This is a genomic window from Ensifer sp. ENS02 (assembly GCF_014851885.1).
Lineage (GTDB): Bacteria > Pseudomonadota > Alphaproteobacteria > Rhizobiales > Rhizobiaceae > Ensifer > Ensifer adhaerens.
In genome coordinates, this window is record NZ_JACVAO010000003.1 from 425,672 (window position 1) to 446,702 (window position 21,031).

The 21,031-nt window shown below is 63.4% G+C and carries 15 protein-coding genes; 12 read left to right on the forward strand and 3 right to left on the reverse strand.

Going from position 1 to position 21,031, the window contains the following annotated elements:
• Positions 1-49: 49 nt before the first annotated feature.
• Positions 50-1,750: a long-chain fatty acid--CoA ligase gene (locus IB262_RS09385; RefSeq protein WP_060522360.1), complete on the reverse strand. Its 1,701-nt coding sequence runs from the start codon at positions 1,748-1,750 to the stop codon at positions 50-52.
• Between the two features lie 336 nt (positions 1,751-2,086).
• On the opposite strand from IB262_RS09385, the gene IB262_RS09390 reads away from it, so the two are divergent.
• The 7 genes from IB262_RS09390 (at position 2,087) to IB262_RS09425 (ending at position 13,052) form a co-directional block, all read left to right on the forward strand.
• Positions 2,087-3,322 carry an MFS transporter gene (locus tag IB262_RS09390; protein ID WP_060581841.1) on the forward strand — a complete coding sequence of 412 codons (1,236 nt, stop codon included), beginning with the start codon at positions 2,087-2,089 and terminating at the stop codon, positions 3,320-3,322.
• 188 nt (positions 3,323-3,510) lie between these two features.
• On the forward strand, positions 3,511-4,671 hold the full coding sequence (locus IB262_RS09395; RefSeq protein WP_034797607.1) for an AI-2E family transporter: 1,161 nt from the start codon (positions 3,511-3,513) through the stop codon (positions 4,669-4,671).
• A 500-nt stretch (positions 4,672-5,171) separates the two neighbouring features.
• Complete coding sequence (gene kdpA, locus IB262_RS09405) at positions 5,172-6,881, forward strand: potassium-transporting ATPase subunit KdpA (RefSeq protein ID WP_060522356.1); 1,710 nt, start codon at positions 5,172-5,174, stop codon at positions 6,879-6,881.
• 13 nt (positions 6,882-6,894) lie between these two features.
• Positions 6,895-9,012: a potassium-transporting ATPase subunit KdpB gene (gene kdpB, locus IB262_RS09410; protein ID WP_192493521.1), complete on the forward strand. Its 2,118-nt coding sequence runs from the start codon at positions 6,895-6,897 to the stop codon at positions 9,010-9,012.
• Between the two features lie 2 nt (positions 9,013-9,014).
• On the forward strand, positions 9,015-9,584 hold the full coding sequence (gene kdpC, locus IB262_RS09415) for a potassium-transporting ATPase subunit KdpC (RefSeq protein ID WP_060581843.1): 570 nt from the start codon (positions 9,015-9,017) through the stop codon (positions 9,582-9,584).
• 82 nt (positions 9,585-9,666) lie between these two features.
• Positions 9,667-12,363, forward strand: a complete 2,697-nt coding sequence (locus IB262_RS09420) for a sensor histidine kinase KdpD (RefSeq protein ID WP_192493522.1) — start codon at positions 9,667-9,669, stop codon at positions 12,361-12,363.
• Positions 12,360-13,052, forward strand: coding sequence for a response regulator transcription factor (locus tag IB262_RS09425; protein ID WP_034797205.1), 693 nt, complete (start codon positions 12,360-12,362; stop codon positions 13,050-13,052). The genes IB262_RS09420 and IB262_RS09425 overlap by 4 nt, the downstream gene beginning before the upstream one ends.
• Positions 13,053-13,073: 21 nt before the next feature.
• Here the strand turns inward: IB262_RS09425 and IB262_RS09430 are convergent, their stop codons facing one another.
• Together IB262_RS09430 and ampC are read right to left on the reverse strand one after the other, a co-directional pair.
• Positions 13,074-14,288: an alpha/beta hydrolase gene (locus tag IB262_RS09430; protein ID WP_246802611.1), complete on the reverse strand. Its 1,215-nt coding sequence runs from the start codon at positions 14,286-14,288 to the stop codon at positions 13,074-13,076.
• 248 nt (positions 14,289-14,536) lie between these two features.
• A complete protein-coding gene (ampC, locus tag IB262_RS09435; RefSeq protein WP_192493523.1) occupies positions 14,537-15,709 on the reverse strand; it encodes a class C beta-lactamase in 1,173 nt (390 codons plus the stop codon).
• Between the two features lie 543 nt (positions 15,710-16,252).
• Here ampC and IB262_RS09440 point away from each other — a divergent pair.
• The 5 genes from IB262_RS09440 (at position 16,253) to IB262_RS09460 (ending at position 20,849) form a co-directional block, all read left to right on the forward strand.
• The gene (locus tag IB262_RS09440) at positions 16,253-16,504 is read left to right on the forward strand and encodes a glycine zipper 2TM domain-containing protein (RefSeq protein WP_034797201.1); all 252 of its coding nucleotides are present in this window, start codon (positions 16,253-16,255) and stop codon (positions 16,502-16,504) included.
• Positions 16,505-16,521: 17 nt separating this feature from the next.
• Positions 16,522-16,872, forward strand: coding sequence for an EF-hand domain-containing protein (locus IB262_RS09445; protein WP_060581847.1), 351 nt, complete (start codon positions 16,522-16,524; stop codon positions 16,870-16,872).
• A 403-nt stretch (positions 16,873-17,275) separates the two neighbouring features.
• Complete coding sequence (locus IB262_RS09450) at positions 17,276-18,634, forward strand: DUF3300 domain-containing protein (RefSeq protein ID WP_112974869.1); 1,359 nt, start codon at positions 17,276-17,278, stop codon at positions 18,632-18,634.
• Positions 18,635-18,654: 20 nt separating this feature from the next.
• A complete protein-coding gene (locus IB262_RS09455; RefSeq protein ID WP_034797196.1) occupies positions 18,655-19,611 on the forward strand; it encodes a DUF2950 domain-containing protein in 957 nt (318 codons plus the stop codon).
• 5 nt (positions 19,612-19,616) lie between these two features.
• Complete coding sequence (locus IB262_RS09460; protein ID WP_112974843.1) at positions 19,617-20,849, forward strand: hypothetical protein; 1,233 nt, start codon at positions 19,617-19,619, stop codon at positions 20,847-20,849.
• Positions 20,850-21,031: the final 182 nt, after the last annotated feature.

A 21,031-nucleotide genomic window follows, 5' to 3' on the forward strand; every position in this document is an offset into this window, starting at 1 on the left:
GAGGCGGCGGTTTTCAGGATTTTTTAAATCGTTTGAATTTCGGAGTAGTTTATCCGCGCAGATCCTTGCGCAGGATCTTGCCGACATTGGTCTTCGGCAGTTCGGTGCGGAATTCGACGAAACGCGGACGCTTGTAGTTGGTGAGGTTGGCGGCGCAGTGGCGCTTGACCTCTTCCTCCGTCAGTGCTGCATCCCTCTTGACGACGAAGAGCTTGACCGCTTCGCCGGAATGCTCGTCCGGAATGCCGATCGCCGCGCATTCGAGGATGCCCGGATGGGTCATCGCCACTTCCTCGATCTCGTTCGGGAAAACGTTGAAGCCGGAGACCAGGATCATGTCCTTCTTGCGGTCGACGATCTTGACGAGGCCGTCGGCGTTCATGAAGCCGATGTCACCCGAGCGGAAGAAGCCATCCGGCGAGATCGCCTTGGCGGTCTCGTCCGGCCGCTGCCAGTAGCCGGCCATCACCTGCGGCCCGCGGATGCAGATCTCGCCGACTTCGCCGATCGCCAGCGTATTGCCCTGGTCGTCGCGGATCTCGACGTCGGTGGACGGGATGGGCATGCCGATCGTGCCGGTGAACTCGGTCGCGTCGAGGATGTTGGCTGTTGCCACCGGCGAGGTCTCCGACAGGCCGTAACCTTCGGCGATCGAGCAGCCGGTCATCTGCTTCCAGCGTTCGGCGACCGGGCGCTGGATCGCCATGCCGCCGCCGAAGGTCAACATCAGCGACGAGAAATCGAGCTTCTGGAACTCCGCATTGTTCATCAGCGCGTTGAACAGCGTGTTGAGGCCCGGGAAGATATTGGTGTTGTGCTTGCCGAGTTCCTTGACGAAGCCCGGGATGTCGCGGGGATTGGGGATCAGGATGTTGTTGCCGCCGGTGGCAAGGCCCATCAGCGAATTCACGGTCAGCGCGAAGATATGGTAGAGCGGCAGCGCGCACATGAAGACGAGATTGTCCGGCCGGGTGCGCGAGCGGAACGCCGTCTGGAACCAGATTTCCATCTGCGCCATGTTCGACAAGAGGTTGGAATGGGTCAGCGTCGCGCCCTTCGAGACGCCCGTCGTCCCGCCGGTATATTGCAGGAAGGCGACGTCGCTCGCGGCGATGTTGGGCTTCGTCAGCTTGGCTCGCGCGCCCTTGGAAAGAACGTCCTTGAACGAGAGGTGGCCGGGAATCGACCACGCGGGAACGAGTTTCTTGACGCGGCGGACCACCAGATTGACGATCGCACCCTTCAGGCCCAGCATGTCGCCCATGGTCGCGACGACGACGTGCTTAACCGCGGTCTTGTCGACCACCTGCTGCACGGTGTGCGCGAAGTTTTCCAGAACGAAGATCGCCTTGGCGCCGGAATCGGTGAGCTGGTGCTGCAGTTCGCGCGGCGTGTAGAGCGGGTTGACGTTGACGACGGTAAAGCCGGCCCTGAGGATGCCGTAGACGATCACGGGGTTCTGGAGGATGTTCGGCATCATCACCGCGACGCGGTCGCCCTTGGCAAGGCCGATCGATTGCAGCCAGGCGCCGATCCTGGCGGACTGGGCGTTGAGGTCGGCAAAGGTCAGCGTCTTGCCCATGCAGGTGAAGGCCGGACGGCTCGAATAGCGGGCAACGGCGTGGTCGAAGAATTCGCCGATCGACTTGTAGGGCAGGGGGCCAATTTCGGCGGCTATTCCGGGTGGATAGGATTTCAGCCAGATCTTGCCTGGGCTGATACCCGTCTGTTGTGCGCTGACTTCCGCCATGACCTCTCTCCCTCTGGTCGCCACAGGCTGGCCTGATGCGGCCTGAGAAAATCCCTCCCGATCCTCTCACGCCGATGAGGATGATGCTTTTGCGACACCTCTTCAAGCTGAGATTCGGAATTATATAACTTTGACGTAAACGTCAACTGAGCTTACGGTTAACAGGCTTCTGCGAGCCTTGCGAAAAAGTATGACGAGAACCGCAAAAGCTTTGCCTGCCGCAGGAAAAGCCTGTATTGCATTGCAGCATATCCCCGTTGGTCCAATCCAACATCCGCCGACATATCCCCCAGATTTTTCTCCGGCCGCAAGGCACGGCGACACTGGCCATTGCCCATGAGTGAGCCCATGTGTGACGAAGCCTTCTCCTCTGCCGTCGATCCGCGCCGCGCCCGTGTTTCTGCCGCCGAAGTGGCGCTCGCCGTCGGCGGCTTCGGGATCGGTACCGGCGAGTTTGCGATCATGGGTCTCCTGCCGCAAGTCGCCGAAGACGTATCGGTATCGGTGCCCCAGGCTGGTGCGGTCATCAGCGCCTATGCGCTCGGCGTCGTCGTCGGTGCGCCGCTGATCGCGGTGCTTGCCGCCCGCTTCTCGCGCTTCCGGGTGCTTTTGGTCCTGATGCTGGTTTTTGCCGTCGGCAACTTCGCGAGCGCCGTCGCTCCGGATTTCTACACGCTGATTGCCGCGCGCTTCTTCGCCGGGCTGCCGCATGGCGCCTATTTCGGCGTGGCTGCCCTGGTGGCGGCCGGCCTTGCCGCGCCGAACCAGCGGGCCCGCGCCGTCGGCCGGGTGATGATGGGACTGACCATCGCCACTCTCTTCGGCACGCCGCTCGTCGCCTGGTTCGGCCAGGCGCTCGGCTGGCGCTCCGCGTTTGCCATCGTCGGCGCCATCAGCCTCCTGACCATGGCGCTCACCTTCGCCCACGTACCGCGGGACAAGGGCAACCCGAAGGCGACGCCGCTTCGCGAGCTGGGTGCGCTCGGCAAGCTGCAGGTCTGGCTGATGCTCGGCATCTGCGCCATCGGCTGTGGCGGCATGTTCGCCGTCTTCAGCTACATCACACCGGCGCTGACCGAAGTCGCAGGTGTTTCGCTTGGTAATGTGCCGATCATGCTTTCGGTCTTCGGTGCCGGCATGATCCTCGGCAACATCGTCGGGGCGCGGCTTGCCGACTGGGCGCTGATGCCGGCGATCGGTATCGCCATCGTCTTCAACATCTTTGCCTATGTGCTTTTCTATTTCACCATGGGCAATCCGTGGATCGCCATCGTCAACGTGCTCTTCATCGGCGGTGGCTTTGCCGTCGTCCCGGGCGTGCAGACCCGGCTGATGGATGTCGCCGGCGAGGCCCAGACGCTGGCTGCTGCCCTTAGCCACTCCGCCTTCAATCTCGCCAATGCGCTAGGCGCCTGGCTCGGCGGCGTTTCGATCGCTGCGGGTTATGGCTGGACCTCCACCGGTCTCGTCGGTGCCGTTCTCGGCGTTGCCGGCTTCGGTATCTTTCTCGCCTCAGTCTTCGTCGATCGCGCACAGCCTGCGCGTATGGCTGCAAAACCTGCGGCGGAATGACCGGCTTTATCGAAAGAAAGCCGGGGGCTCTTGAACCCTCCTAAATTTTTCTGTCATGTCCCGCCGCTAGCGTCGGCCACGGCCCTGAAACTACCGTAAAGCAGGGGCAAAGGGGCGGCGCGCGGTGTCAGAGTGGCTGGCAAGGCCGCGGGTTTGCTGTAAGCTCGTCGGAAGACGGAGGATCATTGGTGCAATTGGGTAATCGCGAACGAGAGAATTTCGCCGTGGAGCCACGGCTCCTCGGGCACACTGCCATTTCGCGCCATGCCCTTGTCGGCCCCATGACCGCTGCCCGCTGGATGCTGGTCTTCGTTCTGCTCGCCGGCGTCTATTTCTTCCATGGTTTCGTCGTTCCGGTTCTGGCCGCTGTCGTCATCGGGTTTGCCAGCTGGCCGATCTATCGCCGGCTGCTCGCCGGTGTGAACGGCAACCGGACGCTTGCCGCCACCATCGCGATCGTCTGCGTCATCTCCTTCATCGTCGTGCCGATCTCGATTGCCGCCGTCTATGCGGTCGACGAAGTGCGCGACTGGGTCGTCTGGGCCGTCGAGACCAATGCCAACGGCGCCGTCGTGCCCGCATGGCTGTCGAGCATTCCGATCGCCGGTGTCTGGCTTGGCGAGCAATGGGTCAAGCATATCGGCCATCCGGGCGCGCTCGGCGAACTGGTCCAGCTCGTCAGCGGCTCCAACATCGGCAATATCTACCGCGGCGTTCTGGTCGTCGGTGCCTCGACGTTCCATGCCTTCCTGACGCTGCTGTTCATGCTGATCACGCTGTTCTTCGTCTATCGCGATGGGCAGTCCTTCTCCGGCCAACTCGACAAGCTCGGCGAGCGCATCTTCCCTATGCGCTGGGAACGGCTGTCGCGCGTCGTGCCGCTGACGATCAGCTCGACGGTCACCGGCATGGGCATCATCGCCATCGGCGAAGGCATCGTGCTTGGCGTCGCCTATTGGCTTGCCGGCGTGCCGTCGCCGGTCACGCTCGGCATCATCACCGGCCTGATGGCGCTGATCCCCGGTGGCGCGCCGCTCTGCTTCACGCTGGTCTCGGTCTATCTCGTCGCCAGCGGTTCGCCCATTCACGGCCTGGCGCTGTTCACCTGGGGCACGACCGAACTCTTCATCGTCGACAAGACGCTGCGTCCGCGCCTCGTCGGCGGCCCGATCAAGCTTCCCTTCCTGCCGACCTTCTTCGGCCTCGTGGGCGGCGTGAAGACCATGGGTTTCCTCGGCCTCTTCGTCGGTCCGGTGCTGATGGCGCTGCTCGTTGCGATCTGGCGCGAATGGATGCGCGAAGCCACCACGCCCACCGAAACGAGCGTGAACGAGATTATCAAGGGCTAGGTGCTCTTTTGCCGAACCGGCGGTCGCATACGGGCGGCCTCGGGATCTCTTCAGCTTGTGGCAGATAGGCCGATACCGGACTGGTCCTGCGCCTATGAAGGTCGCCTCCCGCGCTCCCGAACGGATCTTTGCGGGCGTCTTTATCTTTTCCTTATGCCTCCTTCCGACCATCGCAATCGATAATTGACCCGCTGCGGGCGCAAGATCCGGACTTCAACAGTCCGGAGAATTTGCATGTCCGATGTTCTTTTTCTTGCCGCCGGAATCGGCGGCTTTGTCGTGTTCGCGCTTTATGCGCGCGCGCTGAGCCGGCTTTAGGAGGGCGTCATGTTCGAAGCCCTGCTCGGTCTTGCCGTCGCCATCGGTCTTGCGGCCTACCTCGTCGTCACCCTCGTTCGCCCGGAACGGTTCTGACCCGGTTGACGGGGATCGAACCCGTTGGCCGTTCGCATCAGCCGGGCGCCTTTGCGCCGTCCGGCCGCCCTTAGCGGAGTAATCTCATGTCTATCATCGGGTGGCTGCAGATCAGCCTCCTCTTCATCGCCGTCCTGATCGTCATCAAGCCGCTGGGGCTTTATATGGCGCGGGTCTTCTCCGGTGAACGCAACGTTTTTTCACCCGTCCTCGGTCCCGTCGAAAGCGGCCTTTATCTTGCCGCCGGTGTCGATCCGAAGAAGGAACAGGGCTGGCTCGCCTACACGATGTCGATGCTCGCCTTCAGCCTCGCCGGCTTTGTCTCGCTCTATGCGATCCTCCGGCTGCAGGCCTACCTGCCGATGAACCCGCAGGGCTTCTCGGGCATGCCGTCCGATCTCGCCTTCAACACGGCGGTCAGCTTCGTCACCAACACCAACTGGCAGAACTACGGTGGCGAAACCACGCTCAGCCATTTCAGCCAGATGGCCGGCCTGACGGTGCATAACTTCGTCTCCGCCGCGACCGGCATCGCCATGGCGCTTGCCGTCACCCGCGCCTTCGCCCGCTCGAACGCCTCGACCGTCGGCAACTTCTGGGTCGATCTCACCCGTTCGACGCTCTACGTGCTGTTGCCGATCGCCGTCGTCATGGCCCTTGCCATGGTCTGGACCGGCTTGCCGCAGACCTTCCACGCCGATCTGTCGGCAACCACGCTCGAAGGCGCCAAGCAGACGATCTCGCTCGGCCCTGTCGCCAGTCAGGAAGCGATCAAGCAGCTCGGCACCAATGGTGGTGGCTTCTTCAACGTCAATGCCGCCCATCCGTTCGAGAACCCGACGGCCTTCTCCAACTATCTCAACATTTTCGCCATGTTGTCGATCTCGGCGGCGCTCGTCTACACCTTCGGCCAGATGGTCGGTAACCGCCGCCAGGGTTGGGCCTTCATCGCCGTCACCGCGATCCTGCTGATCTCAGGCGTTGCGGTCGTCTACTGGGCGGAAGCCCACGGCAACCCGATCCTGACCGCCCTTGGTCTCGATGCCGCCCAGGGCAACATGGAAGGCAAGGAAGTCCGCTTCGGCCAGGCGATGACGGCGCTCTATGCGGCTGTCACCACCGGTCTGTCGGATGGCGGCGTCAACGGCATGCACGGCTCACTGACGGGCCTCGGCGGTCTCGTGCCGATGTTCCTGATGCAGCTTGGCGAAGTCCTGCCGGGTGGCGTCGGGTCCGGTCTCTACGGCATGGTGGTCTTTGCGATCCTCGCCGTCTTCGTTGCCGGCCTGATGGTCGGCCGCACGCCGGAACTGCTCGGCAAGAAAATCGAATCCCGCGAGATGAAATACGCGATGTTTGCCGTCCTCATTCTGCCGGTGACGATCCTCGGCTTTGCCGCCGTCTCCGCGATGCTGCCTTTTGCCGTCGCAAGCATCGGCACGGCGGGCCCGCACGGCCTGTCCGAAATCCTCTATGCCTTCACGTCGGCGGCCGGCAACAACGGCTCGGCTTTCGGCGGGCTCACCGGCAACACACCCTGGTACAACACGACGCTCGGGTTCGCGATGCTGCTCGGCCGCTTCGCCTATGCGGTTCCGGTCATGGCGATCGCCGGTTCGATCGCGGTGAAGACCCGCGTGCCGGCGTCCAAGGGTACCTTCCCGACCGACACGCCGCTCTTCGTCGGCCTGCTTGTCGGCATCATCCTCATTCTCGGCGGGCTGCAATTCTTCCCGGCGCTCGCGCTCGGTCCCATCGTCGAGCATCTCTCGATGCTTGCCGGTCAGACCTTCTAAAGGAATTCGACACATGTCTTCCAAACCTATCGCACCCAGTCTTCTGGACCCGGCGATCCTGCTGCCGGCGATCAAGGCGGCGTTCATCAAGCTCGACCCGCGCCAGCTCGTGCGCAATCCGGTGATCTTCGTCACCGAAGTGGTCGCAGCCGTGGTCACCGGTCTCTTCGTGCGCGACATCGCCACCGGCACAGGCAGCCCGCTGTTCTCCGGCCAGATCGCCGCCTGGCTGTGGTTCACGGTGCTTTTTGCCACCTTTGCCGAAGCCGTCGCCGAAGGCCGCGGCAAGGCCCAGGCCGACAGCCTGCGCCGCACCAAGTCCGAACTGACGGCCCGCAAGCTCGTTGCCGACGAAGGCCGCGAGACCCGGACGATCCCGGCGACATCGCTGAAGGTCGGCGACCTCGTGCTCGTCGAGGCCGGCGAACTGATCCCCGGCGATGGCGAAGTCGTCGAGGGTGTCGCCTCTGTCAACGAGAGCGCCATCACCGGTGAATCGGCGCCCGTCATCCGTGAATCCGGTGGCGACCGCTCGGCTGTCACAGGCGGCACGCAGGTGCTGTCCGACTGGATCAAGATCCGCATCGGCGTGGCACCCGGCGACACTTTCGTCGACCGCATGATCGCGCTGATCGAGGGCGCGCAGCGCCAGAAGACCCCGAACGAGATCGCCCTGTCGATCCTGCTTTCGGGCCTGACGCTGATCTTCCTGGTGGCCGTCGTCACGCTCTGGGGGCTCGCCGGCTATTCCGGTACCGTGCTCTCGGTCACCGTGCTCGCAGCCCTGCTCGTCACCCTGATTCCGACCACGATCGGTGGCCTGCTTTCAGCCATCGGCATCGCCGGCATGGACCGTCTGGTGCGCTTCAACGTCATCGCCACCTCCGGCCGCGCTGTCGAGGCTGCCGGCGACGTCGATACGCTGCTGCTCGACAAGACAGGCACCATCACCTTCGGCAACCGCATGGCGGCCGACTTCATGCCGGTGCCCGGCGTTACCGAGGCCGAGCTTGCCGATGCGGCACTGCTTGCAAGCCTTGCCGACGAAACGCCTGAGGGCCGCTCGATCGCGGCGCTTGCCACCGGTGAATTTGGCCGCCAGACGCCGGATGTGTCGCTGCCCGCGTCCGACAAGGGCGAGGTCCTGGCGATCGCCGTCGGCGGCGGCGCAAGCCGGGCCGGCGCGACCCGGATCGACGCGGTCATTCCCTTCGCTGCGGAAACGAGGCTTTCGGGCGTCGACTTCGGCGGCCGCCGGCTGCGCAAGGGCGCCGTCGACTCGATCCTGAAGTTCACCGGTATCCGCGACGAGAACGTGCCGAACGAGTTTCGCCGCGCCGTCGACCAGGTGGCCCGCACCGGCGGCACGCCGCTTGCGGTTGCCGACGGTCCGCGCCTGCTCGGCGTCATCCATCTGAAGGATGTGGTGAAGCCCGGCATCAAGGAGCGCTTCGCCGCTCTTCGCGCCATGGGCATCCGCACGGTGATGGTCACCGGCGACAACCCGGTGACCGCTGCCGCCATCGCGTCCGAAGCCGGCGTCGACGACTTCCTTGCCGAAGCCACCCCGGAGGACAAGCTTGGCTATATCCGCAAGGAGCAGCAGGGCGGCCGCCTGATCGCCATGTGCGGCGACGGCACCAACGACGCGCCGGCACTCGCCCAGGCCGATGTCGGCGTCGCCATGCAGACGGGGACCCAGGCCGCCCGCGAGGCCGCCAACATGGTGGACCTCGATTCCAGTCCGACGAAGCTCATCGAGATCGTCGAGATCGGCAAGCAGCTGCTGATGACCCGCGGGTCGCTGACGACGTTTTCGATCGCCAACGACGTGGCCAAGTACTTCGCCATCATCCCGGCGCTGTTCATCACCACCTATCCGGCCCTTGCCGCGCTCAACGTCATGGGCCTCGCCTCGCCGCAATCGGCGATCCTCTCGGCGGTGATCTTTAACGCGCTCATCATCGTCGCGCTGATCCCGCTGGCGCTGAAGGGCGTCAAGTACCGGCCGGTCGGTGCGGCTGCCCTTCTGCGCCGCAACTTGGCTGTCTACGGCCTCGGCGGCATTGTCCTGCCCTTTGCCGGCATCAAGCTCGTCGACCTCGCCGTCAACGCACTCAATCTGGTGTAACCATGCTGAACCAACTTCGCCCCGCCATCGTCATGATCGTGCTACTGACCGCGATCACCGGCCTTGCCTATCCCTTTGCGATCACCGGCGCGTCGCAGGTGCTGATGCCCGCGCAGGCAAATGGCAGCCTGATCGAAAAGGACGGCACCCTCATCGGCTCCGCCCTCATCGGCCAGAACTTCACATCCGACAAATACTTCTGGCCGCGGCCCTCCGCGACCGGTCCGGACGCCTATAACGCGGGGGCTTCGAGCGGCTCCAACCTCGGTACCACCTCGGTCAAGCTCAGGGATCGTGTCGCAGCCGATGTCGAGCGCCTGAAAGCTGCCGGCCTTGCGGGGGAAATTCCGGCGGATGCGGCAACCACGTCAGGTTCCGGGCTCGACCCGCATATCACGCCGGCCTTCGCCGAAGCCCAGGTCGCCCGCGTCGCCAAGGCGCGGGGCTTGAGCCAAGCGGATGTTGCCGCCCTGGTCGCCAAGGCGACGGAGGATCGGCTGTTCGGGGTCGTAGGCGAGCCGCGCGTCAATGTGCTAGAACTCAACCTGGCCCTTGATGCGCCTCGAACCTAGAGCGGGATGAGGAAAAGTACTTGCGGTTTTCCGCCCGCATCCCGCTCTAAGCTATTAGAATCGATCACGCCTGAGACAATGCATGCCCGACAGTGAACGCGACGCCAAAGGTCGCCCGGACCCAGACGCACTGCTGGCGCTTGCCGCGCAGGACCGCCGGGGAAAACTGACCGTATTCCTCGGCGCCGCTCCCGGCGTCGGCAAGACCTATGCGATGTTGTCGCGGGCCCGCCGGCTGAAGGATGACGGTGTCGATATCGTCGTTGGGCTGGTCGAGACGCACGGGCGCAGCGAGACCGCTGCGCTCATTGACGGATTGGAGATATTGCCGCGCCGCGATGTGAACCATCGCGGCCGAATGCTTTCCGAGTTCGACCTGGATGCGGCCCTCGCGCGGCGTCCCCGGATCATCGTCGTCGACGAATTGGCCCACAGCAATCCGGCCGAAAGCCGGCACCCCAAGCGCTATCAGGATGTTGAGGAACTGATCGCCGCCGGCATCGATGTCTGGACGGCGCTCAACATCCAGCATCTCGAAAGCCTCTCGGATATCGTCGCCCAGATCACCGGTGTACCCGTGCGCGAACGGGTGCCGGATACCGTATTGAAGCGCGCTGATGACGTACTACTTGTGGATCTGTCGCCGGCCGAGCTCATCGAGCGGCTGAAGGAGGGCAAGGTTTATCTGCCCGACAGCGCACAGCGCGCCGTCGACCGCTTCTTCCGCCTCGGCAACCTGACGGCACTGCGCGAACTGGCGCTTAGGCGGACAGCCGACCGGGTCGACGACCAGATGGTCGACTATCTCAAGCAGAACGCCATCGAAGGCATCTGGGCAAGCGGCGAGCGGCTGCTCGTCTGCATTGGTTCGGACCCGTTGTCCGAAAAGGTCGTGCGCACGGCAAGCCGGCTCGCCGAAGGATTGAATGCCCCCTGGATCGTCGTCTTCATCGAGCGCGCCGACCGCGAGAGCGGCGATGGCGAAGACGTGCGCCGGCTCGACGAAACCTTCCGTCTTGCTGAACAGCTCGGCGCCGAGACGCGCCGTATTATCGGCAACGACTTCGTCGAGGAAATCCTGAAGCTCGCGCGCCGGGAACACGCGACGCAGATCGTCATCGGCGCGCGCCGCCAGCCGTTCCCGATGCGGCTGTTTCGCCAGTCGCTTCCCGACGCCTTGGCCGAGCGCGTGTCCGGCATCGGCATTCACCTTGTGACCGATCGCGAGACGGTGCCCGTCAAACGGCGAACGAAGATGAAACGGACGCTGCCGCCGGGAAGTGGGCGCGCGATCGGCATCGCCGCCGGGTCGGTCGTCGTCTCGACCGCCGTCGGCTTGCTGCTTGGCCGTTTCGTCGTCCTGCCCAACATCTCGTTGCTTTATCTGCTCGCGGTGCTGGCCTCGGCGACCTATGCCGGTCACATCGCGGCAATCGCGGCAGCACTTTTTTCGGTGCTCGCCTACAACTTCTTTTTCATCAAACCGACCGGCACCTTCACCATCGCCGAGCCGCACGAGGTTTTTGCGCTCGTCGTCTTCCTCGCTGCCGCAGCCCTTGCCGGCAGCCTGGCATCGCGGGTACGGGAGCAGGCAAAGACCGCCCGCCAGCGCGCCGCCGCGACTCAGGCGCTCTATGATTTTTCGCGCAAGCTTTCAGGCACCGCCAAGGCCGACGACGTGCTCTGGGCGGCGGTGACGCAGATGCAGTCGACGCTGAAACGCAGTTCAGCGCTGCTTCTGCCTGAGGACGGAGACCTGCAGCTGAAAGCCGCCTGGCCGCCGGACACCGAGCTCGACGTCACCGACATCATGGCGGCGCGTTGGGCGATGGACAAACGCGAGCCAGCCGGCAACGGCACGGGAACCCTGCCGAACAGCCCTTTCCATTTCCGGCCGCTGACGAGCCCGCACGGCGTCGTTGGCGTCTGCGGCTTCGTCCAGGCCGACAAGCCACTGGAGATCAACGAGGAGCGGGCGCTCGCCGCGATCCTCGACCAGACGGCGATCGCCGTCGACCGCGCCCGCCTGTCACGCGAAAGCCTCGACCAGGCCGCAAAGCTCGAAGGCGAGCGCTTCCGCGCTGCCCTTCTTTCATCCATTTCGCACGATCTGAGAACACCACTTGCGACCATCACCGGCGCCGTCACCAGCTTGCGCCAGCTCGGTGATCGCATGCCGCCGGAAAGCCGCGACGACCTGTTGCAGTCGATCGAGGAGGAGGGCGGTCGGCTGACGCGCTTTGTCGCCAACCTGCTCGACATGACGCGCATCGAGGCCGGTACCGTCAATGCCAAGCGCGATTGGATCGATGTCGCCGACGTGGTGCGGGCGGCGGTCGATCGCGCTCGCAAATATTTTCCCGAGCGCGAGATCGAAACCAGCATCGCCCCTGACTTGCCCCTGATGCGGGGCGACAGCGTGCTGCTTGGCCAGGTGCTCTTCAACCTGCTGGACAATGCCAACAAATATGGCGGCGAAGAGCCGATCAGCATCTATGCCCGTACCGACGGCAACGAGATCGTGCTGTCGGTGACTGACCTCGGCAAGGGTATTCCGCCGCGGGACCTCGAGCAGGTCTTCGAGAAATTCTTCCGCCGCGGCAAGGCGGACGGCCGTACGCCGGGAACGGGGCTGGGACTGTCGATCGCCAAGGGCTTTGTCGAGGCGATGGGCGGGCAGATCAAGGCGGAAAGCCCGGCGCTTCGCCGCCGCGGCACGCGCATTTCCATGCGCTTTCCCGCCGCCAAGGCTGAAATCTCCGAAAAGGACCGTGCATGAGCGTGGAGCGTATCCTCGTCGTCGACGACGAACCCCAGATCCAGCGTTTCCTGAAACCCGCGCTGAGTGCTGCCGGCTATGACGTTCGTGAGGCGATGACCGGCGCCGAGGCGCTGAAGGCGGCAGCGACGATGGCGCCGGATGTCGTCATCCTCGATCTCGGCCTGCCAGATATGGATGGCAAGGAGGTCATCGCCAACCTGCGCGGCTGGTCGCAGGTGCCGATCATCATCCTGTCGGCCCGCGACCGGGAAAGCGAAAAGATCGCAGCACTCGATCTCGGCGCCGACGACTACATCGAAAAGCCCTTCGGTATCGGCGAACTGACGGCCCGCATCCGTGCGGCCCTTCGCCACCGGGTGCAGATGGAAGGCGGCCAGACGCAGCTTTCCGCCGATGGTGTTTCGATCGACACGATCAAGCGGGTGGTGACGAAGGACGGCGAGCCCGTCCGGCTGACGCCAAAGGAATACGACCTCCTGGTGATGCTGGCGCATCACGCCGGCCGTGTCGTCACCCACAAGACGCTGCTTACCTCGGTCTGGGGCGTCGCGCACGGCGAAGACCTGCATTATCTGCGCGTCTTCATCGGCCAGCTGCGCGGCAAGATCGAGCGCGATCCGGCCGATCCGAAGATCATCCGTACGGAGCCGGGCGTCGGCTATCGCTTCGTCGGCGACGAGGGCTGACGGCGGGCTGCCGCCAAGCCCTTATTTTATCTTCACCGGCGTCGGCATGTCGGTTGCGAGCGTGTCTCCGACGACCACCTTCTTCTTCTTCGCCGGCTGCGGGTTTTCGAGGATCGACACAGGCGCCGAGACCGTCACGGCCGCGACGTTGCCGACGTTTCTCGCCGTGCCGGCGACGACCGCGGCAATGCCGGTTCCAACCGAGATATCGGAATCTGTGAGCGTCTGCCCCGTGGCGAGCCGCGTGCCGATGAGCTGGACGATCTCGGGGCTTTCCGCAAACTTTCCGTGGTGCAGGCCGTCCTCAGACTTAACCTTTGTCAAATCGATGGCAGTGATGCCGGCCCTTTCAAGCTGAGTGCGATAAGGCTCTGCCGACGGGTCGATTGCGCCAAGGCGTGAAACGTCGCCCGAGATGAAGCTCGAAAGCGCCAAGGCGCGGTCGTCCTGCGAAACGAAGATGGTGAACTTCGGCCGTTTCTTGCCCATCTCGACAAACTGCTTGGCGAAGACATCGAGATCGATATCGGGCGAGGCGAGGATGACGTTCTCGATCTTGGACGGCACGTTGCCGTCGCGGATGCCCATCTGCCGGAGCGATTCCATCGTCAGCCAGGTACCCATGGAATGGGCGAGGATGGTTATGCTTTTGATCTTCGGCGCGTCGGATAGCTTTTTCAGAATGTCTTCGAGCGCCGTGCGCGAATAGTTCGTGCTTTCCTTGTCGTAGTTGTAGTCGAACACGTTGGCGCGCGAAGGCCAGGTGAAGAGAACCGGCGTTGCCTGGACCTCCGAGTCATGCACGATCTGCGCCAGCCGGTAGACCGAATCCTCGTAGCGATTGTTGAAGCCGTGCACGAAGACGAAGGCATTGCCGCCGACATCGTGCTGCAGGAACCAGGACTTGGCTTCATCGAGCGACTTGAGCTCGTTCACCCGCGTGACGGCGAATTCCTTGGCCGGATCCGGCGGCAGCTTGCGCGGCCATTGCACCGTGCCCGACTTGCGTGCCGTTTCCGGCGGGATCGAAACCGCGACGTCGGTAAGGAAGGTATTGGCGTCGCGCTCGCCGGAAAAGAGCGTTGCCGGATCGCCGGAGGGTTCGCGCGTGGTTGCGACAAGCATGTCGACGGTGGATGCGCCCGGGACCGGAGTGGTGAGTGCGACGGGCGCCATCACACCCTTGGCATGGCCGCCGCAGCCGGCAAGCAGCGTCAGCGCAGCAAGCACGAACATTGTCCGCCCCCTGCCTGCGCCTCCCCGATGTAACGAACCCTGAACTCCCACCCATTCGAACATCGGCATCCCCACATACGCCTGAACTCGACTGCATCTGATCGCGCTTTCGCGAAATGCAGATGACAATACTCGGCGTCAATATGCAAGCAGGCGCTGATTGAAGATTCGCTACAGAGTTGTTGATGGATGTCGTTTCCCGTGTCGCGGGCTTGCCGCGACACGAAACCGACGCGGGCGATCTGCCGTTACTTCGCCGCCGCTTCCAGCGACTTCAGGATCGCGTGGGCAGCCTTGATCCTCTCGGGGTTCGGGTAGTTGCGGTTGGCAAGCAGCACGATGCCGATCTTCTTCTCCGGTACGAAGGCGACATAGCCGCCGAAGCCGTTGGTGGAGCCGGTCTTGTTGTAGAGCGTCGAGCCATCGGGGCGCTTCGGGGGATCCAATGCCTTGACCGGGTTGCTTTTCAGGGCCATGTCGCGCGAATTGCCGTCGAGCAGCCGCTCCAGCGAAACGGGGTAGGGGTATTGTTCCCAGCCCAGCCCCTGCACCATCTTGCCGCTGTCGAAATATCCGACATGGGTGCCTTCGACCGCCTTGCGGATCGCGCCGTCGAGAAGTTCAGGCTGGATGTTGGTTTCGACGAAGCGGACCATGTCTATCGCCGATGACTTTACGCCATAGGCCTCCGCGTCGAACGTACCGGCGGTGACGCGAATTGGCTTGTCGGCCTTGCCGTAGCCCCAGGCGTAGCTGCCCATCTGGCTATCGGGAACGCGGACATAGCTGTGCTTCAGGCCGAGCTTGGGAAAGATCTCGCTTTCGAGAACCGCGCTGAAGCTGCCGCCCATCGCCAATGCCGCGGTGTGGCCGAAGAGGCCGATGCTCGGGTTGGAATAGCGACGCGTCTTGCCGGGCTTGGCCTCCGGTTTCCATGTGCTGAAATAGCCGACCATGTCGGCGTCGCTCTTGACCGCATCGGGAAACTGCAACGGCAGCCCGCCAGCCGTATAGGTGGCAAGATGCAGGAGGGTCGCCTTGTCGATCGGCGTGCCCGCAAAGGCCGGGATGTACTTGCCGGGATGATCGTCGAAGGAGAGCTTGCCGGTGACCTGCGCATAGGACGCCAGTGTCGCGGCGAAGGCCTTGCTGATCGAGCCCAGTTCAAACAGCGTATTCTCGGTAACCGGTGCGTTCGTTTCCTTGGAAGCGACGCCGTAGTTCAGGAAGTAGTGCCGGCCTTCAACGGTGACGGCGACGGCCATGCCCGGCACCTTGTGTTCGCGCATGATAGGGCGGATCGCCTTGTCCACGGCAGCGGCAATCTGCGCCCGCTCGCCGCCTTCGGCGAAGGCGCTGGACGCCAGGGTCGCAAGGATTGCAGTAGAAAGACCTAATTTAATTGTCGCCATTCTATCCATTCGATGTGTTCTCTCTCGATAGGTATGCTGTCGGTGGCGCGGTGTGGGAGGGTCGCCGGCCACGGTCGGAGATGCTGTGTCGGGTCCGAGCTGGCGCTTTGCCGGCCCATGTCCCGCCAGGCCATGGAGACCCTGCAAGAAGTGCCCAACGGGACGGCAAAGAGCTAGACCGCCCGGCCCGACGGCACAAATGACGATATTTCGAGGGAGACCCTAGAAAATCTAAGGTGAGATGTCGCCGCGCGGGAGACGATTCCAGAGGCCGAAAGGGCGGCGGGGAGGGGCGCCGGCGCCGTGCGCTCTACAAAATCACGCTGTCCGTTGTCATCGGGGGTTCTCGGGCGTAGTATTCGCCGGCAGTTCAAGGCCCTGTTGTTGCCAGACTGCATGTCTAATATGTCTAATCCGCGAGCTGCTTCTGATCCAACAGAAGAGTCTCCCCCGATTCCGGGAGAATATTCGGAAGCTTATTTACATCCGACGCCACTCAATGGCGCCTCCGCCGATCTCTATTGCAATCAGACGGCCATATTGGAGGATAAGATGAGCAAGCAGACCATAACTATCGTTCTTGCCGGCGCCCTAGCCTTATCGGGGTGCCAATCGGCCTATATGTCCAAGAGCGGTTCGACCGGCAACGAATTCGGCTGCATTGCCGGAACCGTTGGTGGGGCCATTGTCGGCGGCCTGATCGGCTCGACCATTGGTTCAGGCACCGGTCAGCTATGGGCCGTTGGTGGTGGAGCGACACTCGGCGCTGCTGCCGGCAACGCGCTGACATGCCGCTATTATTGATCGAGGAACAGAGCAGAATGAAGAAAATCGTTCTCATGAGCGTGCTTGCGCTCGGCCAGATCACACCGGCGATCGCGCAGCAAGCTGCGACGATGAACCAGGGACAGATGAGCGCGCTCGACAGCGACAAGGACGGCGCGGTCGAGCGGTCCGAGTACGAGGCCTTCATGGCGAGCGCCTTCGACAATCTCGACAAGAACAAGGACGGAAATCTTACGTCCGACGAGACGAAGCAGGCGCTGAACGCTCAGCAGTTTGCCGCCACGGATACCAACAGTGACGGCAAGATCAGCCGGAACGAGTTTCTTGATCGGGTGATGGCGGATTTCAAGACCGCGGATCGAAGCGGCGACGGCAGCCTGAAATGATGCTCGGAGCCGATGCCGACCGCCCTTGATCCGGGACGTTCGCGGCTGGCGGGCACGGGCTTCGGCCCGGCTCTCGCGCAAGCAAAGACGGCGTGCGCGCACGAACGTCCTCATTTTCCGGTTGCAATTGCCGGGCGTTCTGTTTCTCATGTCTAAAATTCACCGGCAGCTGGCCAGCTGGCTGCCGGTGCTCATGCCGCTCTTCCTGATTGTCCCATTCGGCTTTCTGACAAGCGACCAGGTTCTCCACGCAAGCGTCCGTCTTGCGGAAGGGGAAGTCGATGACAGCGAATGGGAATTCTCGCGATTGCCCCGCCGGCCGCGTATGGCCGGCGCCGTGACGTCCAAGCCGGGGGATCTCCCGGGCTCGTTTGTTGATCGTTGTGCCTGGATAGGAGAGACCATGTTCGACCGACCTCGTTCTTTGCGTGCGCCAACGGTGGCGTTGCTTGCCTTGCTGACGGGTTCGTTTGCGGTGGGCACTGCGCTGGCGCAGGAGCAGGCCGCCGCCCAGGCGGCGACCGAAGAGGCGCCGCAACCGCTCAGCGAAGATGAGCTCGAGGTCCTCGTCGCGCGCATTGCGCTCTATCCCGACGAACTCGTCGCACTCGTGACCTCTGCCTCGCTCTACCCGCTGCAGATCGTCGAGGCCGAGCGCTTCCTCGAGGTTTCGCAGACCAAGAAGGACATGAAGCCGAAGGACAGCTGGGACGGCAGCATCGTCTCGCTTCTGAACTATCCTCAGATCGTAAAGATGATGAGCGACGACCTCGACTGGACCCAGTCGCTCAGCGACGCGCTCGCCTATCAGCAGAAGGACGTGCTCGTCGCCATCCAGCAATTGCGCGACAAGGCCGTCGCCGACGGCGTCATCAAGTCGGACGACAAGGTGGTGGTGAAGCAGGAAAACGACAACGTCGTGATCCAGGCCGCCAATCCGGAGAAAATCTACGTCCCCCAATACGAGCCGCAGATGCTCTATGATCCAGGCTATCAGCCGGCCCCGATCGCCTATTATCCCGAGCCCTATCCGAACTACTACTATCCGACGGCGACCTTCTTTGCCGGCGTGGTCACGGGGGCTGCCTTTGCCGCGGTCGTCGACTGGGACGACTGGGGCGTCTGGGGCGGGCGCTGGAACGGCGGCGATGTCGATATCGACTGCGACAATTGCTTCAACAACATCAACGGCAAGGTGAAATTCAACGACGTCGACTGGAAAAATGTCGACCGCAGCAAGATCAGCTTCGACAAGAACCAGTTCGCCAAGATCGATCGCACCTCCATGGAGCGGGACTTCAAGTCCGCGAAAGGCAACAACATCGCCAACCGGGCGAAGGTGGCCCGCACCAACGAGATCGGCGCGGCGGCAAATAGATCCGGTAGCCGGATATCGGTCGACGATGTCCGCAAGAGCAAGGTCGAGGCGCGCCAGCGGGAAAATCTCGGGCGAACCAACGCAGCTCCTGGCGACCGCAAACCGGGCAACCAGGTCAAGCAGAGACCTCAGGGCGACAAGATCGGCAATGCCAAGCCGGCGGCCCGGGCCGATCGCCAGGTCGCCAAGCCGAAGCCGGGCGGCAAGATCGATCGTGGCGGTGGCGGAAAACCATCCGCCCTTGGTCAGGTCCAGAGCGGACGGGTGACCAAGATGCAGTCGGACCGCGGCCGCCAGGCGCTTGGTGGCGGCCAGCGCGGCGGTGGCCAGCCGCACCGTGAGATCAGGCGTGGTGGTGGCGGCGGCGGCGGACGGCACCGGTAACTCAAGGGAGGAGAACGAAAATGACCAAGCGCGTACATAATCTGCTCCTGTCTTCCTTTGCAGCCGCCGTGCTCGCCAGCGGCTCGGCGACGGTCGCTTCTGCGCAGGATCCCGCGGCGCACACGCCGCTCTCCGACTATGCGGCCGCAAGCGATCCGCCGGCGTTCGACACACCGGAACAGGCAATCGATGCGTTCAAGGCCGCCGTTGGTTCGGGCGATTTCGACAAGCTCGCGAACCTGGTGGGGCTGGATGCGGCCAAGGCCAAGACCAGCGACGGGGTGATGGACGCCTACGCCGATATCCAGGCGGGCGTAAAGAAGAAGGTGGCCGTACAGGACGTCGAAAACCGAAAGGTACTGGAGATCGGCGAGGTGCTCTGGCCCTTCCCGTTCCCGATTGCCAAGGGCGACGACGGAAAATGGGCCTTCGACACCTATACCGGTCTCGAGGAGATCGCCAATCGCCTGGTCGGCCGCAACGAACTCGACACGATCGCGACGGTCCGCGCCTATGTCGAGGCGCAGGAGGAATATGCGCAGGAAGATCATGACGGCGACGGCGTGCTCGAATACGCGCAGAAGCTGATCAGCAGCGAGGGCAAGACCGACGGGCTCTACTGGCCCGCGGGCGAGGGCCAGCCACAGAGCCCTGCGGGTGAAGCGCTCGCCGATGGCGCAGTGCTTGCCAGGGCCCAGGCCGGCAAGGGCTATTTCGGCTATCGCTACCGCGTGCTGACGAGCCAGGGCGACAACATCGCCGGCGGCAAGTTCGACTACATCATCAACGGCAACATGATTGCGGGCTTCGCTCTGGTCGCCTGGCCGGTGAAATATGGCGCAACGGGCGTCCACACCTTCGTCGTCAACCGCAACGGCACCGTCTACCAGGCCGATCTGGGCGACAAGACCGAGAGCGTTGCTGAAGGGATCCGGCAGTTCAATCCCAACGACAACTGGCAGGTCGTGGAGGATTGAGCGCCATGAGCGGAGCGGACCCAGGCGCCAAGGCATCCGGCGGCGACGCGGCGGATGCCGCGCCGGCAGCTCGGCAGGGAAGGATCGCCGAGTACCTCGCGTCCCATGGCGGCCCGTTCTTCGAGCTGCAGGCAAGGCTGAAGCTGTTGCGTGCGAACGCGCTGCAGTCGGGAAAGCGGGCTTTGCTTTTCGTCGCGCTTGCCTGGGGCGTTCCCTTTCTGCTTGGCCTGCCCGGCAGCCTGTCGCTCGACCATAGCCAGGGCGCCTATCTGACCGATCCGGGCGTGTGGGCAAAGTTCTTCGTCGCGATTGCCGCTTTTGTGCTGGCCGAACAGCAGGTCGAGCGGGGCCTTCGCATCAAGCTCGGACAGTTTTCGCGCGCGCCGCTCATCGCTCCGACCTCGATGCCATCAGCCGCGCGCGCGATTTCCAACGCGCTGAAACAACGCGATTCCGGGCTGGCGGAAACCGTCTGCCTGGCACTCGCCGCGGTCGCGGCGCTGCTTTCCTTCCTGAACTTCCATACGACAGACGTCTCGTTCTGGGCCGTCGAGCACTCGGCCGAGGGCAACAGGATTACCGCTGCCGGATGGTGGTCGATCTGCGTCAGCCTACCGCTCTTCGTCTTCCTGTTCCTGCGCGGCGTATGGCGGCACCTCGTCTGGGCGCGACTTTTGCGCAAGATCGCTCAACTGGAGCTTCGTCTCGTCGCCGCCCATCCCGATGGCAAGGGTGGCCTCGGCTTTCTGTCGCAATATCCGAACGCCTACATGTTCTTCGTCTTCGGCATGAGCGCGGCGATCGCGGCAGCGGTCATGAAGCACCTGCTGCAGGAGACGCTGTCGATGACGACGTTCAGCATGATCATGAGCGGGTGGCTGGCGATCGTGATCGCCTTCTTCGCCTATCCGTTGTCGGCCTTTTCCAAGCCGCTGGCACGGCTGAAGGAAACCGGGCTGCTGATGTTCGGCGTGCAGGCGACCCGCTTCCAGCGCGCAGCAGAGCGCAAGGTGCTCGGCCGCAACGTGGCAGCCGACGCGACCGAGGAACCCGACGACGACGTGGCCGACCCCGGCAAACTGTTCGACGCGACCAAGAAGCTTTCGACCATGCTCATCAGCCGCGACGCCGTCGTGCCGGTCGCCGCCGCCGCTCTCATTCCCTTCGCCGTCGCCGGCGCGACAAGGCTGCCTTACAAGGAAGTGTTTTCGGTGCTGAAGAAGCTGTTGCTGCTGTGACGAGCGTCGCTTCGTCGGGGAGGCCGTACCCCGATCAGGCTCGGCCTGTCTGTTTGGGCCCGTTGTGGTGAGGTTCGAAACAGAAAATCCGGCTTTCCGTGGTCCAGGATGGGGAAGCGTCTTGACCTCAACTTAAGTTGAGGTCTTATGAACTTGTCCGATAGAGCCAATTGCCATGTGAC

Excerpts from the sequence above, each read along its gene's own strand:
- IB262_RS09450 (WP_112974869.1), top strand. The coding sequence starts at position 17,276 with ATGTTCGACCGACCTCGTTCTTTGCGTGCGCCAACGGTGGCGTTGCTT.
- ampC (WP_192493523.1), bottom strand. The coding sequence starts at position 15,709 with ATGGATAGAATGGCGACAATTAAATTAGGTCTTTCTACTGCAATCCTT.
- IB262_RS09425 (WP_034797205.1), top strand. The coding sequence starts at position 12,360 with ATGAGCGTGGAGCGTATCCTCGTCGTCGACGACGAACCCCAGATCCAG.
- IB262_RS09430 (WP_246802611.1), bottom strand. The coding sequence starts at position 14,288 with ATGTTCGTGCTTGCTGCGCTGACGCTGCTTGCCGGCTGCGGCGGCCAT.
- kdpB (WP_192493521.1), top strand. The coding sequence starts at position 6,895 with ATGTCTTCCAAACCTATCGCACCCAGTCTTCTGGACCCGGCGATCCTG.
- kdpC (WP_060581843.1), top strand. The coding sequence starts at position 9,015 with ATGCTGAACCAACTTCGCCCCGCCATCGTCATGATCGTGCTACTGACC.
- IB262_RS09460 (WP_112974843.1), top strand. The coding sequence starts at position 19,617 with ATGAGCGGAGCGGACCCAGGCGCCAAGGCATCCGGCGGCGACGCGGCG.
- IB262_RS09455 (WP_034797196.1), top strand. The coding sequence starts at position 18,655 with ATGACCAAGCGCGTACATAATCTGCTCCTGTCTTCCTTTGCAGCCGCC.
- IB262_RS09390 (WP_060581841.1), top strand. The coding sequence starts at position 2,087 with ATGAGTGAGCCCATGTGTGACGAAGCCTTCTCCTCTGCCGTCGATCCG.
- kdpA (WP_060522356.1), top strand. The coding sequence starts at position 5,172 with ATGTCTATCATCGGGTGGCTGCAGATCAGCCTCCTCTTCATCGCCGTC.
- IB262_RS09420 (WP_192493522.1), top strand. The coding sequence starts at position 9,667 with ATGCCCGACAGTGAACGCGACGCCAAAGGTCGCCCGGACCCAGACGCA.
- IB262_RS09385 (WP_060522360.1), bottom strand. The coding sequence starts at position 1,750 with ATGGCGGAAGTCAGCGCACAACAGACGGGTATCAGCCCAGGCAAGATC.
- IB262_RS09440 (WP_034797201.1), top strand. The coding sequence starts at position 16,253 with ATGAGCAAGCAGACCATAACTATCGTTCTTGCCGGCGCCCTAGCCTTA.
- IB262_RS09445 (WP_060581847.1), top strand. The coding sequence starts at position 16,522 with ATGAAGAAAATCGTTCTCATGAGCGTGCTTGCGCTCGGCCAGATCACA.